Genomic DNA, 17,864 nt, shown 5'->3' with positions numbered 1-17,864 from the left:
CTCACATCCATCTGTCTATGGCCTGTTGGGATAGTCGGGCCTGTTGGGGTAGTCCGGCCGATTGGGCATGTCCGTTCGACCGGGCATGTCCGTCCTGTGGGAGCTGTCTCCTCGGTGGGACATGCTTCCCTTGTGTGACATTCCGGCCATCTTCTTGGTGCCCATCGCCACCGCTCCCAGACCGAGCAGGAGGATGACGATGCCGGTGACGACGTTGTTCCAGATGCTGCCCCTCGTCGCCGAGCCGGTGATCCAGGGAGCGATGATGGTCCAGATTCCGATCACCGGGGCGACCCAGCTGACCCCGTAGGTCCGGCCGTAGGCGGACGCGAAGGCCAGAGCCAGCGCGGCGACCGCGATACCGGTGACGAGGTTGCTCACCGAGAGCCTGGACAGGCCGTTGAAGCCGACCACCCAGGGTGAGATCGCCAGATACAGGCCCGCCAGAAGGCCCAGTCCTTCGATGGCCTGGGCCACCGAACTGGAGCCCGCTCGTTCGTACCTTTCCCGCATCTCGATGAGATCGGGGTGATGCTCCAGGCTTGCGGGTCTCGTCATGACCCATGCCCCCTTCCGGTTTCACGCGAAATACGATCCGCTGTGAAAGCGAACTCTTACCGATATACCCGACATAAGCTCCAAACAGCCCAAAGGGCTACAAATCTAGACAATGAAATCCTTAGGCTACGGAGATCCGACATAGCCCTCAGGCGCCCTGTCCAGGGCTTACAGCACGATGTGTGTATGGATACGGGGAGCAGGGACATGGGCGATTGGAGGCCCATCCCGGGCGGGCTCCGGTCCTGCGCCAGAAGATGTGATGACCACGGCCAGTGGACTGCCCGTCGTCTCAGAGTCGCTGCGCCTGGCGCCTGCTGCGGGTGGCGGACACACACGTTGGGCGACACGGATATCGTCGCGGTGCGGGATCTCCACAAGCGGCTACGGATGTTTCCGCCCCCCATCGACGTCCACGGCCGAGGCGCCACCACGTGACCAGATTCAACTTCCGCGCCAGAGCCGTGAGGTTCCCCCGTATCCCCATCGGCCGTCACGGACTCGACCCGCTCACCGCGGTGCGCTCGCTTCGTGCCGCGCTGGAGAGGCTCCGCGCGCTGCGGCCCGGTTTCTACCGGGCCAACGTGACGGCCCACCTGGAGCGGGGAGCGTTCTTCCCCGAGTCGTCCCCCGAGTCGAGCCCGCCGCCCGAGGGCCTGCTCATCCATGGCGAGGAAGCCGAGCCGCCCGCCGGTGCGGTCAGCCGCAGTCGCAGTTGCAGCACTCGCAGCAGTCGCAGCACCCGGAGCACCCGTTGCAACACTGTCCGCAGGCGTCGCAGCCGGTGGGGTCGCAGCGCTCGCCGCACGACCGGTAGCGGTCCTCGTCCCACGGCGGCCGGTACAGTCCGCAGGTGCAGCAGGCCGCCGACATGCACAGCAGCGACAGCAACCCTCCGGGATCGGGCTTCAGCCGCGGGTCACGAGAGGGGGCCTCGGGGCTCTCCCGCTCGGCCTCGGCGAAGATCCGGTCGACGGCACGGCCGGTCTCGGCGACCAGCAGGGCGTTGACGAGGCGACGTCGTTCCAGGTCCAGTTCGGCCATCGCGAGGCGCAGTCCGTGCACGGCGTCGTCGCAGTGCCGCCGCGCGGCGGCCAGGTCGGTGCCCGAGGCCGTCAGCGGGTTGTAGGCCCCGTGGTCGCGGTCGCGGGCGAGGTCCTCGACGGCGTCGAGCAGGTGTGCCAGGCGGCCGAAGTAGCGTCCGGCCTCCTGCAGGGTCTCCCGGTTGTGCGGCTTGCCGGCCAGTACGGCGGTGTGCCCGAAGGCGGCGGCGACCGCGGCCTCGGTGGGGGCGGTGAGCCGGAGCAGGCTCGGGTTCGGCAGCCGTTCCAGCCGGGTCTGCTCCTCGACCGCGGCCAGGAGCGGGGCGGGATCGAATCCGAGGGCGGCGGCCGTACCCGATCCGGCGGCCGACCAGCGCGCGGCCACCCGCCCCGCGCCGGCCGCCACCAACCGGCGGGCGTAGACGCCGTCGCCGTCCTCGACGTGGTCTTTGACCTTTCCCGCGGCCAGGATCAGCGAGACCGCGGCGGCCAGCCGTACCCCCTCGGCCTGGGCGACGTCCGCGCCCTTGAACCCGCGCAGCGCGCAGGCGGCCGCACGCCGGTACGGGGAGGGGGCCGCGGCCTGTGCCTCGGTGAGCACGGACACCAGCAGGCCGTCGTAGTTGGTCACCAGCCGGGAGGCGTGCCCGTGCTCATCCCGCAGGGCCAGGCAGAGCCCGCACAGGTGCGCCATCCACTCCTTGAACAGCCCGCCGCACATCCCGTGCCTGCATGGGCGAACGATCCCAAACATATGCCCCTCTTCCGCCTGCGACCGGTGCCCAGCCTGACGGCCCCCACTTGTCGCACACTTGCGGATGGCGGGTCAGCCTGTCAGAGCGCCCATGCCGCTCCGGGATCTTGGACTCATTGTCGGGGCCGCGAAACGTACATTATCGGGTTGATGTTTCCCGTAAGCCGTTTTATCGGGCATCGCCGATCCCGGTCAGCAGGTTCCGGACGAGGGCCTCGGCGAACTCGTCGGTGAGAGGTTGGTCGGGGATGAGAAGACGGTGGTAGCAGGCGCCCCAGAGCTGGTCGACGACCACCTCGGGGGCGACGTCCTCGCGTAGCTGCCCGCGCCGCTTGGCGCGCTCCAGCGCTTCGACGGCGAGTGCTCTGCGCGGTGCCGAGTAGCGTTCGCGGAGCAGCGCCGACAGCTCGGGGTCGGTCTGGGCGTGGCCGACGAGCTCGGGCATCACGCGCCCGGCCTGGGTGTCGCGCATCAGGTGGACGAAGGCTCGCAGTTGCGCGGTGAGGTCGGCGGCGATGTCGCCGGTGTCGGGGAAGGCCAGGGTGGGGCCGACGGCGTCGAAGTAGCCGTCCAGTGCGAGTGCCCCCTTGGACGGCCACCACTTGTAGAGCGTCACCCTGCTCGCGCCCGCCAGTGCCGCGACCCGTTCGATGGTGAAGGCGGCCATCCCTTCGGTGAGCAGGAGTTCGCCGGCCGCCCGCAGGATCTCGCGGCGCACCTCGGCGGCCGGGCGGCGTCCGCGTCCGCGACGCGCGGGTGCGGGGGATTGCTGCGTCACCATCCACCTCCATGGAATATATGGACATTGTGTTTACATTCATATATATACATAGTGTACATAAGTTCTTGGAGGAGTGACCGATCATGAGCAGCACAGCAGCCCGCGTCGCCGTCGTCACCGGAGGCTCACGCGGCATCGGGCGCCAGGTCGTGGGCAGGCTCGCCGCCGACGGCTACGCGGTCGTGGTCAACTACGCGAGCAACGACACCGAGGGCAAGGCCGTCGTCGCGGAGGTCGCCGACGAGGGCGGCCGGGCGATCGCGGTCCGAGCCGACGTCGGTGACGAGCGGGCGGTCGCGGAGCTCTTCGACACGGCCGAGCGGACCTTCGGCGGCGTCGACGTCGTCGTGCACGCCGCCGGGATCATGAATCCGCCCACCCCGGTCGCCGAACTCGACCTGGACGTGCTGGACCGCGTGCTCCGCGTCAACGTACGCGGCACCTTCGCCGTGGCCCAGCAGGCCGCCAGGAGGCTGCGCGAGGGCGGCGCGCTGATCACCTTCTCCACCTCGGTGATCGGACTGGCCTCTCCCGGTTACGGCGCCTACGCCGCATCCAAGGGCGCCGTCGAAGGACTGACCCTCATCCTCGCCCGCGAGCTGCGCGGCAGGGACGTCACGGTCAACACGGTCGCCCCCGGGCCCACCGCCACCGATCTCTTTCTGGAGGGCAAGGACGAGGAGACCGTCGCCAGGCTGGCCGCCCAGCCGCCGCTGGAACGGCTGGGCCGGCCCGCGGACATCGCCGAGGCGGTGGCCTTCCTCGCCGGCCCCGCCCGCTGGGTCAACGGCCAGGTGCTACGGGTCAACGGCGGACTCGTCTGAGCCGCGACCGGATCCGGAAAGGCTGAGAGGGGAGACCGGGACGGGGCCTGCCGGCGGACTTGCCGCTTGTCGCGTTCCGGTGCGCCGGGGATGGGTGGTCAGGTGCGGGGCAGGCCGGTGGCTCGTGAGATGAGGGCGTCGAAGGCGCGGTCGGGCAGGAGCCGGCGGGTGAGGATGAGGGGCTTGGCGCCGAATCCGGCGGTGTAGCGGGTCTTGGGGCGGCGGGCGGTGACGGCCTTGGCGACGGTGTCGGCGATCACAGTGGGTGGGGAGTTGCGGCGGGCGTTGGCGGGGGAGGAGAGTGACTTCGAGACGGCGGCGGCCTGCGCGCCGTACGGGCCCGTCCCGGAGGCTTCTTTGAGCTTCTCGGCGGCGATGCCGCCCCATTCGGTGGCGATGCCTCCGGGCTCGATGACCACCACATCGATGCCGAACGGCTTGACCTCCAGGCGCAGGCAGTCACTGAGAGCCTCCAGGGCGAACTTGGTGCCGTGGTACCAGCCGCCGAGCGGGGTGTGGATCTTGCCGCCCATGGAGGTGACGTTCACGATCGTCCCCGAGTGTTGGGCGCGCATGTGCGGCAGGACCAGGCGGGTGAGTTCGATGGCGCCGAACACGTTGACGTCGAACTGGGTGCGCGCCTCCTTCATGGGCACGTCCTCGACCGCCCCGTAGGAGCCGTAGCCGGCGTTGTTGACCAGCACGTCGATCCGGCCCGTCGCTGCGATGATCTCCTCCATCCCGGAGGTCATGGAGCCGGTGTCGGTGACGTCCATGGCGAGGGGGCGGACGCCGCGGTCGGCGAGTGTCTTGAGCCGGTCGACGCGGCGCGCGGCGCCGTAGACGTCGTAGCCGAGCTGGAGCAGTTTCAGTGCGGTGGCCTCGCCGATCCCCGAGGACGCCCCGGTCACCAGTGCCGTCTTGTTCTTCGTGCTCGTCATGACAGGATCCTCCCGTAAGGTGAATTGTGCTTCACCTTCTATAGTGAAGCACAATTCACTTTGTGCCAAATCGTTCCCGGGAGCAGCACATGACCTCGTCACGGCCGCAGCGCGCCGACGCCGTCCGTAACCGCGCCAAGATCATGGCGGCCGCGCACGAGCAGATCACCGCGCACGGGCCAGAGGTGTCGATGGAACAGATCGCCTCGGCCGCCGGGTTCGCGGTCGGCACCCTGTACAAGCACTTCCCGACCAAGACCGACCTGGTCGCCGCCGTGGTCGCCGCCTCGATCAGCGCGGTCGCCGACGACGCCGAAGCCGCCCTGCGCCGTGCCGACGACGGCTCACCGGCCCTGGAGGAGATCACCGGCTTCCTGACCCGCCTGGTCGACGCCGCCGCCCACGACCACGCCGTCAAAGCCGCCGCCCGCACCCTGGGCGCCACCGATCCTGCCGCGCGGCAAGACGAGGTCCGCGCCACCCGTGCCCTGGGTGAGCTCATCCACGCCGCGCGGGCGAAGGGGGATCTGCGTGGCGACTTCACCGTGGACGATCTTTACCTGCTGTTCTCCACCGCTCCCACCGACCAGCCCGAGCCCGTCCGCGCCCGCTGGCTCGCCCTCCTGCTCACCGGCCTGGCCTCCCGCTGACCGGGAGGCGTCGAGAATCGATTCCCCCGTGGCCCGCAAGCCTGTGGCAACCCCTGGAGCCGCGGGTCACGGGGGCGCGCACGCGAGGCCGATGACGTCGGTGTTCCTCGCCCCCCGTTCGAAGGCCAGGGAGTATCCACACGCCCCGAGCGCGTTCTTCATCAGCCGTTCGGCCTCGGCGTGGGCGTCGTGAAACGGCCGCAGGCCGATGAGCGCCACCCCGGTCGTACGCCGTAGCCGGTGCGCGGCGCCGAGTAGCTCGGCGGCACGGTCGTGACGGCCGGTGGCGGCGACGGTCCAGGCGAGTGTCTCAAGGCCCCAAACCGGTCCCCAGCGGTCGTCGATGTCGTACTGGCGGCGCAGCGAGTCGCGGAACAGGGTGGCGGCCCGTACCGGGTCGCCGTGGCGCGACTCGGCGAGACCGAGGCCCCACAGCGCCCAGGAGTGGGCCCAGGTCCCGCCGAGGGCCTCGGCGTCGGCGAGGTAGGCCTCGGCGGCGGTGACGGCGAGCTCCCGGTCTCCGAGGAAGGCGCAGGCCATCGCCCAGAGCATGGTGGCCATGTGGGCGTCACCGATCGCGCCGTCGGCGAGGAACCGATCTCTCGCCTGCGCCAGCAGCGGGATGGAGCGAGGGCTGCCGTGGACGAGCATCGCGTGGGCGCCCTCGACGCAGGTGACGGCGGCGGGGACGTCGGTGTCGGGGAGCTGTGCGGCGAGGCGGCGGCAGCGGGCCATGAAGGCGTCGGCACCCTGCCTGTCGCCCTGGCAGAGGGCGATCCAGGCGACCATGGCCACCGCGCCGACCTGGAGGGGATCCGGCCGGCGGGGGGAGAGCGCGAGCCCGCGCTCCAGCCAGTGACGGCCCTCGCCGATGGTGCTGTTGAAGAACCAGAACCGGGTCCTGGTGAGGTTGACGGTGATCTCCAGACCGCTCCTCGCCTCGCCGGGCTCGGTGAGGCAGAAGTCCAACGCCGCCCGCAGGTTGGGGAGCTCCTGCCGCAGTCGTGACAGCCATCCGACCTCGTGAGGGCCGCACCAGTCGGCCGCGGCCTGTGCGGCGGTGCTCCGATAGTGGTCACGGTGACGCCGCCGCATCACGGTCTCCTGGCCGAGGTCGATCAGGCGCCGCCTGCCGTACCGGCGGATGGTCTCCAGCAGGCTGTAGCGCGTCCTGCCGTCCTGGCCGTTCACGACGAGGATCGACTTGTTCGCCAGGCCCGTGAGGAGGTCGAGGACGTCGTGGCGGTCGATGCCCGTCCCCGAGCACACCACCTCGGCCGCCTCCAGGTCGAACTCACCGGCGAAGACCGACAACCGGGCCCACAGCAGCCGTTCGTGTTGGGTGCACAGGTCGTGGCTCCAGTCGACGACGCCGCCCAGGGTCCGGTGGTGGCGTGGGGAGTTCTCGGCGTCGGTGTCGGCGAGCAGCCGGAAGCGGTCGTCCAGCCGGTCGAGTATCTCCTGGACGGAGAGCGTTCCCAGCCGGACCGCGGCCAGCTCGATCGCGAGTGGCACGCCGTCCAGTCGTCCGCACAGCTGCGCGACGACGTCGCGGTTGTGCCGCGTGATCTGGAAGTCCGGTGCCGAGGCCGCGGCGCGGTCGGCGAGCAGTTTCACCGCCTCGTAGTGGGTCAGCGCCGGCTCGGCGTCCGCGTCCGCCGATGTCGTGGGCGGTACGGAGAGGGGCGGCACCGGCAGGACGTGCTCGCCCTGGACGCCGAGCCGCTGCCGGCTGGTGGCGAGCACCCGCAGACCGGGCGCCGAGCGCAGGAGCGCGGTCACCAGCGTCGCGGCGGCGTTCACCAGGTGCTCGCAGTTGTCCAGCACCAACAGTGTCCTGCTGTCGCTCAGGTGCTCGACGAGGATGTCCAGGCAGGGGCGCGCGGAGTGGTCGCGGATTCCGAGAGCCTGGGCCACGGTCCGGTCGAGCAGAGCGGGGTCGGTCAGCGGGGCGAGGTCGGCGATCCACGCTCCGCCCGGGAAGGTGGGCGACACCTGCGCGGCCAGTCGCAGCGCCAGCCGGGTCTTGCCGACTCCGCCCACCCCGGTCAGCGTGACCAGGCGGCTGGTCTCCAGCAGTCGCGCGGCGTCGTCGAGCTGCCGCTGTCTGCCCACGAACGTGGTCATCTCGCCGGGGAGGTTGCCGGAAGATCTCCTGGCGGTGAGCGCGGGATCGTCGTCGAGAATCCGCTGGTGCAGTTTCCGCACCTCAGTGCCGGGGTCGACGCCGAGCTCCTCGGCGAGGACCTCGCTGAGGGATTGGTAGCAGCGCAGAGCCTCGGCCTGGCGTCCCGACCTGCACAGCGCGAGCATCCGCTGCGCCCAGAACCGCTCTCTGAGCGGATACGCGGCGGTCAGTCGGCGCAACTCGGCGAGCACCTCCTCGTGGCGGCCCAGTGCGAGGTCGGCCTCGATGCGGGACTGGAGCGCGTCCAGCCCGCGTTCGGCCAGCACGGGCGCGACCTCCCGCCGCAGGGTCTCGGACGGCACGTCCTGCAGTGGCTTCCCGCGCCACAACCCCAGGGCCTCGGCCAGCAGCGCGGCGGCCCGCTCCGTCGCGTCCGCGGCGAAGGCGGCCCTGGCACGGAGGGTGAGGGCCTCGAAGCGGTGCAGGTCGAGCCGGTCGTCGGCCACCCTGAGCAGATAGCCTCGCGGGCAGGTGAGCAGCGGACCCTCGTCCCCGGCGCACCCCAGCAGGCGCCTGATCCGCAACACGTAGTTCTGCAGGGTGTTTCTCGCCCCTCCGGGCGGGTCGTCTCCCCACAGATGGTTCGTCAACGTCTCGACGGAGACCGTCTTGTTGGCGTCGAGCAACAGCGAGACGAGCAACGTCCGCAGCTTGGCCGCCCGGATCGGCACCGGGACGCCGTCCCGCAGCACCTCGAACGGCCCCAGAATCCTGAACTCGAGATCCGAGCCTCCCGTTTCCATTACTCAATGTAATCATAAAATCGCCGCTCGTGATCAGGGGTGTACGTCAAATGCGCCTTGAATGCGCGGCAATCGTTTGGCGTGACAGGCTCCCGCGAAGGTCAAGTGTGACTCTGGGTAATCGCGAAGTGACCGTCGAGTGAGTGGCCCGCGGAACGGTGTGTGACGGCGGGGCGACATGTCCCGCTGATCCTCACGCGACAGGAAGGGCATCTCATGTTCAAGCGCGTAACCGGGATCGTGGCGGCGGTGATCGCGGCGGCGGTGATGGTCACCGCCGCTCCCGCTCCCGCCGGCGCGACCTCGTTCTCCCGGGAGCTCGCGGCCGCGGCGCGGGCCGCGGGCGTCTCGGAGGCGACGGCCCGCTCCATGGCGATGTCGCTGGTGAGCAGCGACCCGCAGGACGAGTACCGCTTCCCCGACGAGGAGTTCCAGGACGCCCCCCGCTCCTGGAGCGCGATCGTGGCGTTCGTCAAGAGGTTCTGGCGCCAGATCGTCGACGCGGCGAAGGCCGCCGGCGAGTGGGTGTGGTGGAAGGCGGGCAGGTGCGCCACCGGTGCCGTGAGCGAGGTCTGGAACAGGTTCGGCACAGACCTGACCGACCCGCAGGCGGTGCTGGCCGTGGCCGTCTACGGATGCCTGAAGGGGCTGCGCGGCTGATCGCCCCATCCCGCGGCTGATCGCCCCATCCCGTGGGGGCATCCTCGATCCGATGATCGGGGGTGCCGCCCACCCCGTGTCTGAGCCCGGGAAGCGGCGACGGCCTGCCGAACCGGGGCCTCGCTCGCTTGGTGGATGGTTCAAGGGTGCGCCGCGCGCCCTGCGATGTTCCAGGGCCGCCCGGTTCCTGGTCTCCGCGGAGGTGGTCGATTCACCAATATCTAGCTCGATAGATGTCGAAATTATCCTGATCAAGACAGGGTGCTCATCCATAGACATTTCGTACTTCCGACCCATAACATCAAGCCTTCTTGGGGCAGTCTTTACTGTCCCTTGAACTTTGGTCGGGGTTTTTTCCCGCCCCGAACTGATCGTTCTGGAAGGTTTTTGATGTCTGTACCACCTCTGGCGACGGGCCCTGGGGCGCCGGCCAACCTCCGCAGTTCGAGATCGACGCGTCGTGGCGCGGCGGCGTTGGGTCTCGCCGTCGCCATGACCCTGGCCGGGGTCGCGGCGCCCTCGGCCTCCGTCGGCGCGGCCGCCGACCCCTCCGTCGGACCGGTCTTCGTGGACGGCATGGCCCAGCCGGTGTTCTCGTCGAACCGCAACGACTGGATCCGCGAGGAGATGTGGGTCGAGACCTCGATCGACAGTGACGGCGACGGGCGGAACGACCGGGTACACGCCGAGGTCACCCGGCTGCGGGAGACGGAGACCGCCGGTCTGAAATCACCCGTCGTGTACGAGGTGAGCCCCTACTACGCGGGCGGCAACGCGGTCGCGAACCACAACGTCGACCACGAGCTCCACGAGGCGCTCCGCCCGGGCAAGGGCTGGATGAACCGCGGTGGTTCGGTGAAGGACCCGGCGGCCGACGAGCGGCTCGCCGCCGCCGGCGTGGCCGAGGCGGCCAGGGGTGACGAGGCCGTCACGGGCACCGGGCCGCAGCCCGTCATCAGCACCAGCCACGAGGCCAACTGGCTGCCTCGCGGTTTCGCGGTGGTACACGCCGAGTCGCTGGGCAGCGGTAAGTCCGACGGCTGTCCCACCACCGGTGGGCGCAACGAGACCATCGGCGCGAAAGCGGTCGTCGACTGGCTGAACGGTCGCGCGAAGGCGTACGACGCCGCGGGCAGAGAGGTCAGCGCCACCTGGACGACCGGCAAGGTCGGCATGATCGGCACGTCGTACAACGGCACCCTGCCCAACGCGGTCGCGAGCACCGGCGTCGAGGGTCTCGAGGCCATCGTGCCGATCTCGGCGATCTCCAACTGGTACGACTACTACCGCGCGAACGGCGCCGTCGTCGCGCCGGGCGGCTACCAGGGCGAGGACGCCGACGTGCTCGCGGAGTACGTCTACACCCGCGCGGACAGGCAGGTGTGCCGGAGCGTCATCGAGGAGCTCGCCAAGGAGCAGGACCGGGTCACCGGCGACTACAGCGCCTTCTGGGACGAGCGCAACTACCTGAACGACGTCGACAAGGTCCGCGCCGCGACGCTGGTCGCGCACGGGCTCAACGACTGGAACGTCAAGACCAAGCACGCCGCGCAGTGGTACGAGGCGCTCAAGGCGCGCGGAGTGCCGCACAAGATCTATCTGCACCAGGGCGGGCACGGCGGCTCCCCGAGCGTCAACGTGCTCAACCGCTGGTTCACCCGTTACCTGTGGGGCCAGCAGAACGGCGTGGAGAACGACCAGCGGGCGCTGATCCAGCGCGAGAACAGGACGCTGGTGGAATACCCCGAGTGGCCGGAACCGGCCGCGGCGGACACCGAGCTCAACCTCGCGCCCAGCACGGACGGCACCGCCGGTGTCCTCACCGCCGACAAGACCCGCCAGGGCAAGCCGGTGACCGAGACGATCGTCGACGACGCCTCGAAGCGGGCACTGGCCCTCGCCGACGCCGTGACGTCCCCCAACCGCCTGGCCTACAAGTCGGGGGCGCTGACCGACGCTGTCCGGCTCAGCGGCACGCCGCAGGTGTCACTGCGGATGTCCTTCGGCCAGCCGGCCGCCAACGTCACGGCGCTGCTCGTCGACTACGACCAGAACGGCAAGGCGAAGATCATCACTCGCGGCTGGACGGACCCGCAGAACCGTAAGTCGATCTCGAAGACCGAGCCGGTCAAGCCGGGCAGCCCGTACCGCCTCGACTTCGACATGCAGCCGCACGACTACGTGTTCGCGGCGGGGCACCGCATCGGCGTCGTGCTGCTGTCGAGCGACTACGAGTACACCATCCGGCCCACCCCCGGGGCGAAGCTGCACCTCGACACGACGAAGAGCACGGTCACGCTGCCGCTCGTCGGCGGGGCGACCGCGTTCACCGCGGCGAACGGCTGATCCGTCGCTCCCCTCGACAGGGCGAGATCGCCCTGTCGAGGGGAGCATGCCTCATGAGGTGGCGGGCCCCGGGCGTTCGGGGGCGGGCCGGCGGATGGGGGTGAAGAGCGCGACCGTCGCGAGCAGGAGGCAGGCGGTGCCCGCGAGCAGGCAGATCACGGTGACGCCGTAGCCGCCCGCGCCCCAGGTCAGGACGGCCGCGCCCACCGGGCCCAGGGAGAAGTGGATCGTCCAGAACGCCGAGGTGACGCGGCCCAGCAGATGGTCGGGAGTCACCTGCTGGCGCAGGGACATCGAGCAGATCCCGGCCACGCTGACGCCGCAGAGATAGACGGCCATCAGGGCGGCGATCACCGGGACGCGGCCCGAGAGTCCGACGCCCGCCATCGCGAGCCCGCTCGTCGCGAGGGCGCCGATCCAGGTCACGCCGAAACCGAGCCTGCGGCGGACGGGCGCCACGAGCACGGCCCCGGCGATCGTGCCCACCGCGGCGACCGCGAGGACCGTGCCGACGGTGCCGTCGGAGCGGCCCAGGTCGTGCTTCAGGTGGTAGATCAGCACGTCGGTCATGCCGAGCGTGAAGAAGATGAAGAAGGAGAGCAGGATCGTCAGGGAACGCAGCACCGGGTGCCGCCAGAGGAACCGGGCACCGGCCAGCATCTCCTGCCAGGGCCGCTGGCGCGGCGGCGCCGCGCCGGCCTCGGGCCGCCTGAACCGGACGAAGTACAGACCCGCCGCCGACAGCGCGAAGCTCGCCGCGTTGATGGCGATCGCCGCGGTCGGGCCGAACTGCCCGGAGACCACGCCGGCGAGCAGCGGGCCGCCGACACCGGCCGCCGCCGCGGTCGCGTAGAGCCGTCCGTTCGCCTCGGTGATGCGGTCGCCCTCGACCAGGTTGCGCACCGCGGTCACGTAGGTGACCTGGAAGACCATCCCGATCGCCTCGCTGAGCGGCAGCACCACGTACAGCAGCCAGACCTGCGGGCCGAACGCCCAGACGAGCGGGATGAGCCCGTACAGCGCCAGACGGGCGAGATCGCAGCAGATGAGCAGGGTGCGCCGGTCGAGCCGGTCGGCCAGGATGCCGGCGAAGACCCCGGCGAAGACCGACGCGGCACCGGCCACGCCGGTCAGCAGGCCCATCTGCGCGACCGACCCGGTCACGTTCAGCACCAGCAGCGGGATGGCGATGTAGGCGAACGAGTCCCCGGCGACGGAGAGCGTCTGGGAGACCCAGAAGACGTTGAAGTTGCGATCGCGCCACAGCGGGCGCCCACCCCCGCTCTCCGGCCCCCCTGCCTGCGTCACGGGGTGACTATCGCGCATCCCGGGCGGGCTTTTCCAGTGATTAAAGGATCATTTGGGAGCTGTTCCGGGGTTCGGATCTGGATGAGGTTCGGTGGCGAGCCGGCCGTGGCCGGTGGGAGTCGGATGTGGCGCGCTTTGACGTGACGGATGTCGAGCGGGCGTCGATCGAGCCATATCCGCCGGTGGCGGCTACCGGGCCTTCGAACCGGAGCGCTACCGGCAGCACGACACCGTCGATTCCACCTCGGCAGGTGACGTGATCGGTCGGCAAGGCCGCGCTGAGCATGGTCATGGAGGTGGATTTTCCGGGATCTACTTCGTGCGAACTGTCAGGACCCCGGCGAGATCGATGTCGCTGGAGCGGCCACCGAAACCGGACTCCGAGATCAGCCGAGCCCCCAGGACGGCGCTCCAGAAGGTCCGTGCCTCGACGAGGGCGGGACGATCGATGACCCAGTCATGGCGCTCCAGGACCGCGGTGAGGTAACGCTCCGCCAGGCGGAAGAGCAGATCGAGGTCGTGTTGCGCCAGCGGCTGCAACTCGGGCCGATGCCGTGTGATCGACATCGCCTGGACGGCGATCGGTACGGCCGGCAGTGCCAGCGCGGTGCGTGCCATCGCCTCGCGGAACGCCCTGGGGGTGCGCTGCCGGTGTCCGACCGGCTTGAGGCGTTCGGCGTCGCGGAGCAGCATCAGGAACGCCGCGTGGACGAACAAGGCGTCCTTGGAACCGAAGTAGTAGGTGATCTGGTTCGGGTGGGCGCCGGCCGCGGCCGCGATCTCGGCCACGCTCACGGAGCCGAAGTGCCGTCCGGCGAAGAGCGTCACGGCCTGTTCGAGAAGCTGCGCCCGGGTGCGTCGGCCGCGGCTTCGGGGGGGATCGCTCGTGGACACCCTATATTTGTATGCGATACAACTCCGCGAGATCAAGCTCGGGCACCGTTTCCGTGGTGAGGAGATCGACATGAGCGTTCAGGACGTCGTTGTCACCGGCCTGGGGGCGACCACACCTCTCGGCGGGGACGTCACTTCTCTGTGGGAGGGACTCCTCGCCGGGCGCTCCGGTGTCCGCCGGATCGACGACCTCGTGGCTTCGTTCGCCCACGCCGGCGAACTGCCCGTGAAGATCGCCGCCCCCATGGCGGTCTCCCCCGACGAGGTGCTGCCCCGTGTCACGACCCGGCGCATGGACCGCTGCCAGCAGGCCGCGCTCGTCGCCGCCCAGCAGGCCTGGAACGACGCCGCCGCGCCTGCGGTCGATCCGGAGCGCCTCGCGGTGGTGATCGGCACCGGCATCGGAGGCATCAACACCCTCCTGAACCAGGACGATCTGATCGAGGAGAAGGGGCCCCAGCGGATCTCTCCCCTCGCCGTCCCCATGCTGATGCCGAACGGACCGGCCGCCTGGATCAGCCTGGAGTACGGTGCCCGCGCCGGTGCGTACACACCTGTCTCGGCGTGCGCGTCGGGCGCCGAAGCCCTCGCCTTCGCCGCCCGGCTCATTCGGTCCGGTGAGGTCGACGTCGTCATCGCTGGCGGCACGGAAGCCGCCATCACGCCGTTGACCATCGCCGGTTTCGCCCAGGTGCGCACGCTGTCGAAGCGCGACGACGACCCCGAGCGCGCCTCACGGCCGTTCGACGTCGACCGTGACGGCTTCGTACTCGGCGAGGGCGCCGGCGTCATGATCCTGGAGCGGGCGGACTTCGCGGCCGCGCGGGGCGCCCGCCCGATCGGCCGGTTGGCCGGGTTCGGCATCACCTCGGACGCCCATCACATCACCGGCCCGGACCCGGCGGGCTCCGGCCAAACCCAGGCGATCCTCAGGGCCGTCTCGTCCGCCGGACTCCGACCGGCGGACGTCGATCACGTCAACTGTCACGCCACGTCCACCGTCGTGGGCGACGTCGGCGAAGCCTCCGCGATCCAGCGGGCACTCGGGAACGACGTCGTCCTCACCGCACCCAAGTCCAGTCTTGGTCACCTCGTCGGCGCCGCCGGCGCGGTCGAGGCGATCATCACCCTGCTGTCGGTCGCCAACAGCGTCATCCCGCCCACCCTCAACCTTGACCGGAAATCCCCCGACGTCGAACTTGAGGTCGTCAGTGGCGAGCCCCGCAAGCAGCACCTCGGCGCGGCGGTGTGCAACTCCTTCGGGTTCGGCGGCCAGAACGTCTCTTTGCTGTTCACCGCCCCTTGACCCTGTCCCCACAGGGAACGGTCTGCGGAGCGAGCCCGCTCCTCACCCGGCGCCGCGATGCACATCCGCGGCGCCGGAGTCGTACCGGCTCAGCGGATCGGTGGAAAGTCGAAGGATTCCCGTAGGTACGGCTCTCTTACGGAGGCGTAGGACTCCAGGGGGAGTCGTCCAGCGCGAAGGAGAGGTAGCGCTCGGCGGAGCGGCGGACGGCCTCGGCGCCGTCGGTGCGCACGATCCGCTTCCACCAGCCGCCGTAGACGCGGTCGAAGGCGTACGGCTCCAGCAACGACAGGGCGCGGCGGACGGTCGCGGGGCGCTCGGGGATCAGGTTGGGATAGCTGTACATGAAACTGACCCAGCGGCGGTCCTGGACGACCTGGAGGATGTCGCCGGAGAACAGCGAGCCCCGGCCGTCCTCGGCGTCGCGCCAGTGCATGACCTGGCCGCCGTCGAAGTGCACGCCCGCGTTGACCAGCGTCACCCCTTCGAGGATCTCGTGCGTGTCGCCCTCCCAGAAGAGCACCGACTCGTCGGGACGGGCCACCCAGTCGCGGTCGGCCGCGTGGATGTGGATCGGCGCGTCGAAGGCGTGTGCCCACTCGACCATCGAGCCGTAGAAGTGCGGGTGGCTGATCGCGATGGCGTCGATCCCGCCGAGCTCGCCGACCTGCCTGATCAGCTCGTCGTCGAGGTGGGTGACCATGTCCCACAGCACGTTGCCCGTGGGGGTGCGGACCAGCAGGGCGCGCTGCCCGATGGCGGTGGCGGGATCGGTGCCGATGCCGACGACCCCGGTGCCCTCCTCGGCGAGGTGCGCTCTGTGCCCGCTCTCGCGCAACTCGTCGAGGGAGGTCCAGCGCTGGCCTTCCCAGCCGACGTACTGCCGCTCGTCCTCGCAGATCGGGCAGTCGTCCCGCGCCTCGGCGTACTGGACCCCGCAGGTGACGCAGATGGGCAGATCGTTCACGATGTCCTCCGCCGACCGGCTGTTCGGGAGTGGTACGACCCGGCTGTTCGGGAATGGTACGGCGTCCTCCTGTGACAGCCGCCGTCGTTACGCCGCTCCGTGTGTCGCGGGGGAGGGGTGTCGCGTTGTCCGGCCGCCTTGAGCCGCACGACACCGTTCAGGTCCGGGGCGCCTACCTGGACAGCGAGCTCGTCTCCTGAGGAGGTGTCCTCCGGTCCGGCGCGCATCGTTCCCGCAGGAAGGTCCGAGGGCGCCGGGAGCCGGACCGTCGGCCGTCGGACGAGGTCAGCGCTGGTAGACCTGTTCGCCGTCGAGGAAGGTCATCGCGACCTTGGTGCGCCAGATGTCGGACTCCGGTTCGGTGAACGGGTCGCGGTCAAGGACGACGAGGTCGGCGCGGTTGCCGGGGACGATGGTGCCGGCGTCGTCGTCGCGGTTGATCCTGGCCGAGCCCGCGGTGTAGGCGGTGAGCGCGGTGGCGAGGGTGAGTCTCTGGCCGGGCAGGAACGGGGTCTGCGCCGTCGGGTAGCCCGCGTGCAGCGAGCCGCCGGGTTCGGTGCGGTTGACGGCCACGTGCATGCCCTGGATCGGGTCGGCCTCGGAGACCGGCCAGTCGCTGCCCGCGCAGAACAGGGTGCCGTGGCGCAGCAGGTCGGCGAACGGGTACTGCCAGGTGGAGCGCTCCTCGCCGAGGAAGGGGAGGGTGAGCTCGTCCATCTGGGCGTGGTGCGTGGCCCAGAGCGGCTGCAGGTTGGCGGTCACGCCGAGCTTGGCGAAGCGCGGCACGTCGGACGGCTCGACGATCTGCAGGTGCGCGATGTGGTGCCGGTTGGCCGGGTCGGTCCCCTCGAAGCTGTCCAGCGCCTCGCGGACGGCCCGCTCGCCGATGGCGTGGAAGTGCACCTGGAAGCCGTGCCGGTCCAGCTCGGCGACGCACTCCTTCAGGAGCACGGGGTCCACGTACGACAGGCCGGTGCCGCCGCAGCGGCAGTAGGGCTCGATCACCGCCGCGGTGAAGTTCTCGGCGATGCCGTCCTGCATGATCTTCACCGAGGTCGCGCGGAACCGCTCCAGGCCCTCGGCGGAGCGGCGCCGCTCCAGCAGCTCGGGGATCTGCTCGGCGCCGCGCGCCCGGTCCCACCACAGCGCGCCCACGACGCGGGCGCGCAGCGCGCCGGAGGCCGCCGCCGAGACGTACGTGGGCAGCTGGTCGTCGTAGCCCGCGTAGGAGCCGACGATGGCGTCCTGCCAGCCGGTGACGCCGAGGGAGAACAGATGGTCCTGGGCCGCGAGCAGCGCCTGGTGCATGTCCTGGGCGCTGGGACGGGGGGTGAGCAGGCCGACCAGGTCCATCGCGCCCTCGTGCAGCACTCCGCTCGGCGTGCCGTCGGCGTCGCGCTCGATCCTGCCGTCGGCGGGGTCGGGGGTGTCGCGGGTGATTCCGGCCAGTTCCAGGGCCCGGCTGTTCACCCAGGCGGCGTGGTGGTCGCGCTGGATCAGGTAGACCGGGCGGTCGACGACGTCGAGCTGGGAGCGGTGCGGCAGGCCGCCGGGGAAGGCCGACATGTCCCAGCCGCCGCCGTCGATCCACTCGTGGCCGGGGTGGGAGGCGGCGTAGGCGGTGATCCGCTCCAGATACTCCGGCAGGCCGTAGACCCCGGACAGGTCGCACCTGGCCCGCTCCAGGCTCGCCTGGACCGGGTGGATGTGCGCGTCGGTGAACGCCGGGGTGAGCAGGCGGCCGTCCAGGTCGACCACCTCGTGGCCGGGGGCGGCGAGGCCCGCGACGTCGGCCTCCGTGCCGACGGCGGCGATCCGGCCGTCACGGACCAGCACCGCCTCGGCGAAGGCGTCCGCGGCGAGGAAGACCCGGCCGCCCCGGAAGAGCAGGTCGCTCACTT

14 protein-coding genes are annotated in these 17,864 nt (G+C 70.3%); 5 read left to right on the top strand and 9 right to left on the bottom strand.

Annotation, left to right across the window (positions count from 1 at the left end; all coding sequences use genetic code 11):
- Positions 1 to 15: 15 nt before the first annotated feature.
- From ACFY3V_RS21845 to ACFY3V_RS21835, 3 genes are all read right to left on the bottom strand, one after another.
- Positions 16 to 558: an SPW repeat protein gene (locus tag ACFY3V_RS21845; protein ID WP_350947780.1), complete on the bottom strand. Its 543-nt coding sequence runs from the start codon at positions 556 to 558 to the stop codon at positions 16 to 18.
- A 699-nt stretch (positions 559 to 1,257) separates the two neighbouring features.
- Positions 1,258 to 2,355: a DUF5685 family protein gene (locus tag ACFY3V_RS21840; RefSeq protein WP_389775693.1), complete on the bottom strand. Its 1,098-nt coding sequence runs from the start codon at positions 2,353 to 2,355 to the stop codon at positions 1,258 to 1,260.
- 169 nt (positions 2,356 to 2,524) lie between these two features.
- Complete coding sequence (locus ACFY3V_RS21835) at positions 2,525 to 3,136, bottom strand: TetR/AcrR family transcriptional regulator (protein WP_389775690.1); 612 nt, start codon at positions 3,134 to 3,136, stop codon at positions 2,525 to 2,527.
- Between the two features lie 83 nt (positions 3,137 to 3,219).
- Here ACFY3V_RS21835 and ACFY3V_RS21830 point away from each other — a divergent pair, with 83 nt between their 5' ends.
- Entirely contained in the window at positions 3,220 to 3,960 is a 741-nt protein-coding gene (locus ACFY3V_RS21830) for an SDR family oxidoreductase (protein WP_362897350.1), read from the top strand.
- Between the two features lie 98 nt (positions 3,961 to 4,058).
- On the opposite strand, the gene ACFY3V_RS21825 is transcribed toward ACFY3V_RS21830, so the two are convergent.
- The gene (locus ACFY3V_RS21825; protein ID WP_362897349.1) at positions 4,059 to 4,901 is read right to left on the bottom strand and encodes an oxidoreductase; all 843 of its coding nucleotides are present in this window, start codon (positions 4,899 to 4,901) and stop codon (positions 4,059 to 4,061) included.
- 89 nt (positions 4,902 to 4,990) lie between these two features.
- Between ACFY3V_RS21825 and ACFY3V_RS21820 the strand changes: the two genes are divergently transcribed.
- Positions 4,991 to 5,551 carry a helix-turn-helix domain-containing protein gene (locus tag ACFY3V_RS21820; RefSeq protein ID WP_362897348.1) on the top strand — a complete coding sequence of 187 codons (561 nt, stop codon included), beginning with the start codon at positions 4,991 to 4,993 and terminating at the stop codon, positions 5,549 to 5,551.
- A 66-nt stretch (positions 5,552 to 5,617) separates the two neighbouring features.
- On the opposite strand, the gene ACFY3V_RS21815 is transcribed toward ACFY3V_RS21820, so the two are convergent.
- The gene (locus tag ACFY3V_RS21815; protein WP_389775685.1) at positions 5,618 to 8,482 is read right to left on the bottom strand and encodes a BTAD domain-containing putative transcriptional regulator; all 2,865 of its coding nucleotides are present in this window, start codon (positions 8,480 to 8,482) and stop codon (positions 5,618 to 5,620) included.
- Between the two features lie 216 nt (positions 8,483 to 8,698).
- Between ACFY3V_RS21815 and ACFY3V_RS21810 the strand changes: the two genes are divergently transcribed.
- A complete protein-coding gene (locus ACFY3V_RS21810) occupies positions 8,699 to 9,142 on the top strand; it encodes a hypothetical protein (protein WP_350947775.1) in 444 nt (147 codons plus the stop codon).
- Between the two features lie 390 nt (positions 9,143 to 9,532).
- A complete protein-coding gene (locus tag ACFY3V_RS21805) occupies positions 9,533 to 11,488 on the top strand; it encodes a Xaa-Pro dipeptidyl-peptidase (protein WP_362897346.1) in 1,956 nt (651 codons plus the stop codon).
- Positions 11,489 to 11,539: 51 nt separating this feature from the next.
- Here the strand turns inward: ACFY3V_RS21805 and ACFY3V_RS21800 are convergent, their stop codons facing one another.
- Together ACFY3V_RS21800 and ACFY3V_RS21795 are read right to left on the bottom strand one after the other, a co-directional pair.
- Positions 11,540 to 12,796 carry an MFS transporter gene (locus ACFY3V_RS21800; protein ID WP_362897345.1) on the bottom strand — a complete coding sequence of 419 codons (1,257 nt, stop codon included), beginning with the start codon at positions 12,794 to 12,796 and terminating at the stop codon, positions 11,540 to 11,542.
- A 312-nt stretch (positions 12,797 to 13,108) separates the two neighbouring features.
- Entirely contained in the window at positions 13,109 to 13,690 is a 582-nt protein-coding gene (locus tag ACFY3V_RS21795) for a TetR/AcrR family transcriptional regulator C-terminal domain-containing protein (RefSeq protein WP_362897344.1), read from the bottom strand.
- A 70-nt stretch (positions 13,691 to 13,760) separates the two neighbouring features.
- Here ACFY3V_RS21795 and ACFY3V_RS21790 point away from each other — a divergent pair, with 70 nt between their 5' ends.
- A complete protein-coding gene (locus ACFY3V_RS21790) occupies positions 13,761 to 14,996 on the top strand; it encodes a beta-ketoacyl-[acyl-carrier-protein] synthase family protein (RefSeq protein ID WP_389775680.1) in 1,236 nt (411 codons plus the stop codon).
- 136 nt (positions 14,997 to 15,132) lie between these two features.
- Here ACFY3V_RS21790 and ACFY3V_RS21785 read toward each other — a convergent pair whose 3' ends face one another.
- Both ACFY3V_RS21785 and ACFY3V_RS21780 read right to left on the bottom strand, forming a co-directional pair.
- Positions 15,133 to 15,963 carry an MBL fold metallo-hydrolase gene (locus tag ACFY3V_RS21785; RefSeq protein WP_362897342.1) on the bottom strand — a complete coding sequence of 277 codons (831 nt, stop codon included), beginning with the start codon at positions 15,961 to 15,963 and terminating at the stop codon, positions 15,133 to 15,135.
- Between the two features lie 285 nt (positions 15,964 to 16,248).
- Positions 16,249 to 17,862: an amidohydrolase gene (locus ACFY3V_RS21780; protein WP_389775676.1), complete on the bottom strand. Its 1,614-nt coding sequence runs from the start codon at positions 17,860 to 17,862 to the stop codon at positions 16,249 to 16,251.
- Positions 17,863 to 17,864: the final 2 nt, after the last annotated feature.

This window comes from Streptosporangium sp. NPDC000095, from assembly GCF_042899335.1.
Classification (GTDB): domain Bacteria; phylum Actinomycetota; class Actinomycetes; order Streptosporangiales; family Streptosporangiaceae; genus Streptosporangium.
This window is presented reverse-complemented; position numbering and strand designations above follow the sequence as displayed.

Coding starts and splice junctions, on each gene's coding strand:
- ACFY3V_RS21845 (WP_350947780.1), bottom strand. CDS start 558: ATGACGAGACCCGCAAGCCTGGAGCATCACCCCGATCTCATCGAGATG.
- ACFY3V_RS21835 (WP_389775690.1), bottom strand. CDS start 3,136: ATGGTGACGCAGCAATCCCCCGCACCCGCGCGTCGCGGACGCGGACGC.
- ACFY3V_RS21815 (WP_389775685.1), bottom strand. CDS start 8,482: ATGGAAACGGGAGGCTCGGATCTCGAGTTCAGGATTCTGGGGCCGTTC.
- ACFY3V_RS21790 (WP_389775680.1), top strand. CDS start 13,761: ATGAGCGTTCAGGACGTCGTTGTCACCGGCCTGGGGGCGACCACACCT.
- ACFY3V_RS21830 (WP_362897350.1), top strand. CDS start 3,220: ATGAGCAGCACAGCAGCCCGCGTCGCCGTCGTCACCGGAGGCTCACGC.
- ACFY3V_RS21820 (WP_362897348.1), top strand. CDS start 4,991: ATGACCTCGTCACGGCCGCAGCGCGCCGACGCCGTCCGTAACCGCGCC.
- ACFY3V_RS21840 (WP_389775693.1), bottom strand. CDS start 2,355: ATGTTTGGGATCGTTCGCCCATGCAGGCACGGGATGTGCGGCGGGCTG.
- ACFY3V_RS21805 (WP_362897346.1), top strand. CDS start 9,533: ATGTCTGTACCACCTCTGGCGACGGGCCCTGGGGCGCCGGCCAACCTC.
- ACFY3V_RS21810 (WP_350947775.1), top strand. CDS start 8,699: ATGTTCAAGCGCGTAACCGGGATCGTGGCGGCGGTGATCGCGGCGGCG.
- ACFY3V_RS21825 (WP_362897349.1), bottom strand. CDS start 4,901: ATGACGAGCACGAAGAACAAGACGGCACTGGTGACCGGGGCGTCCTCG.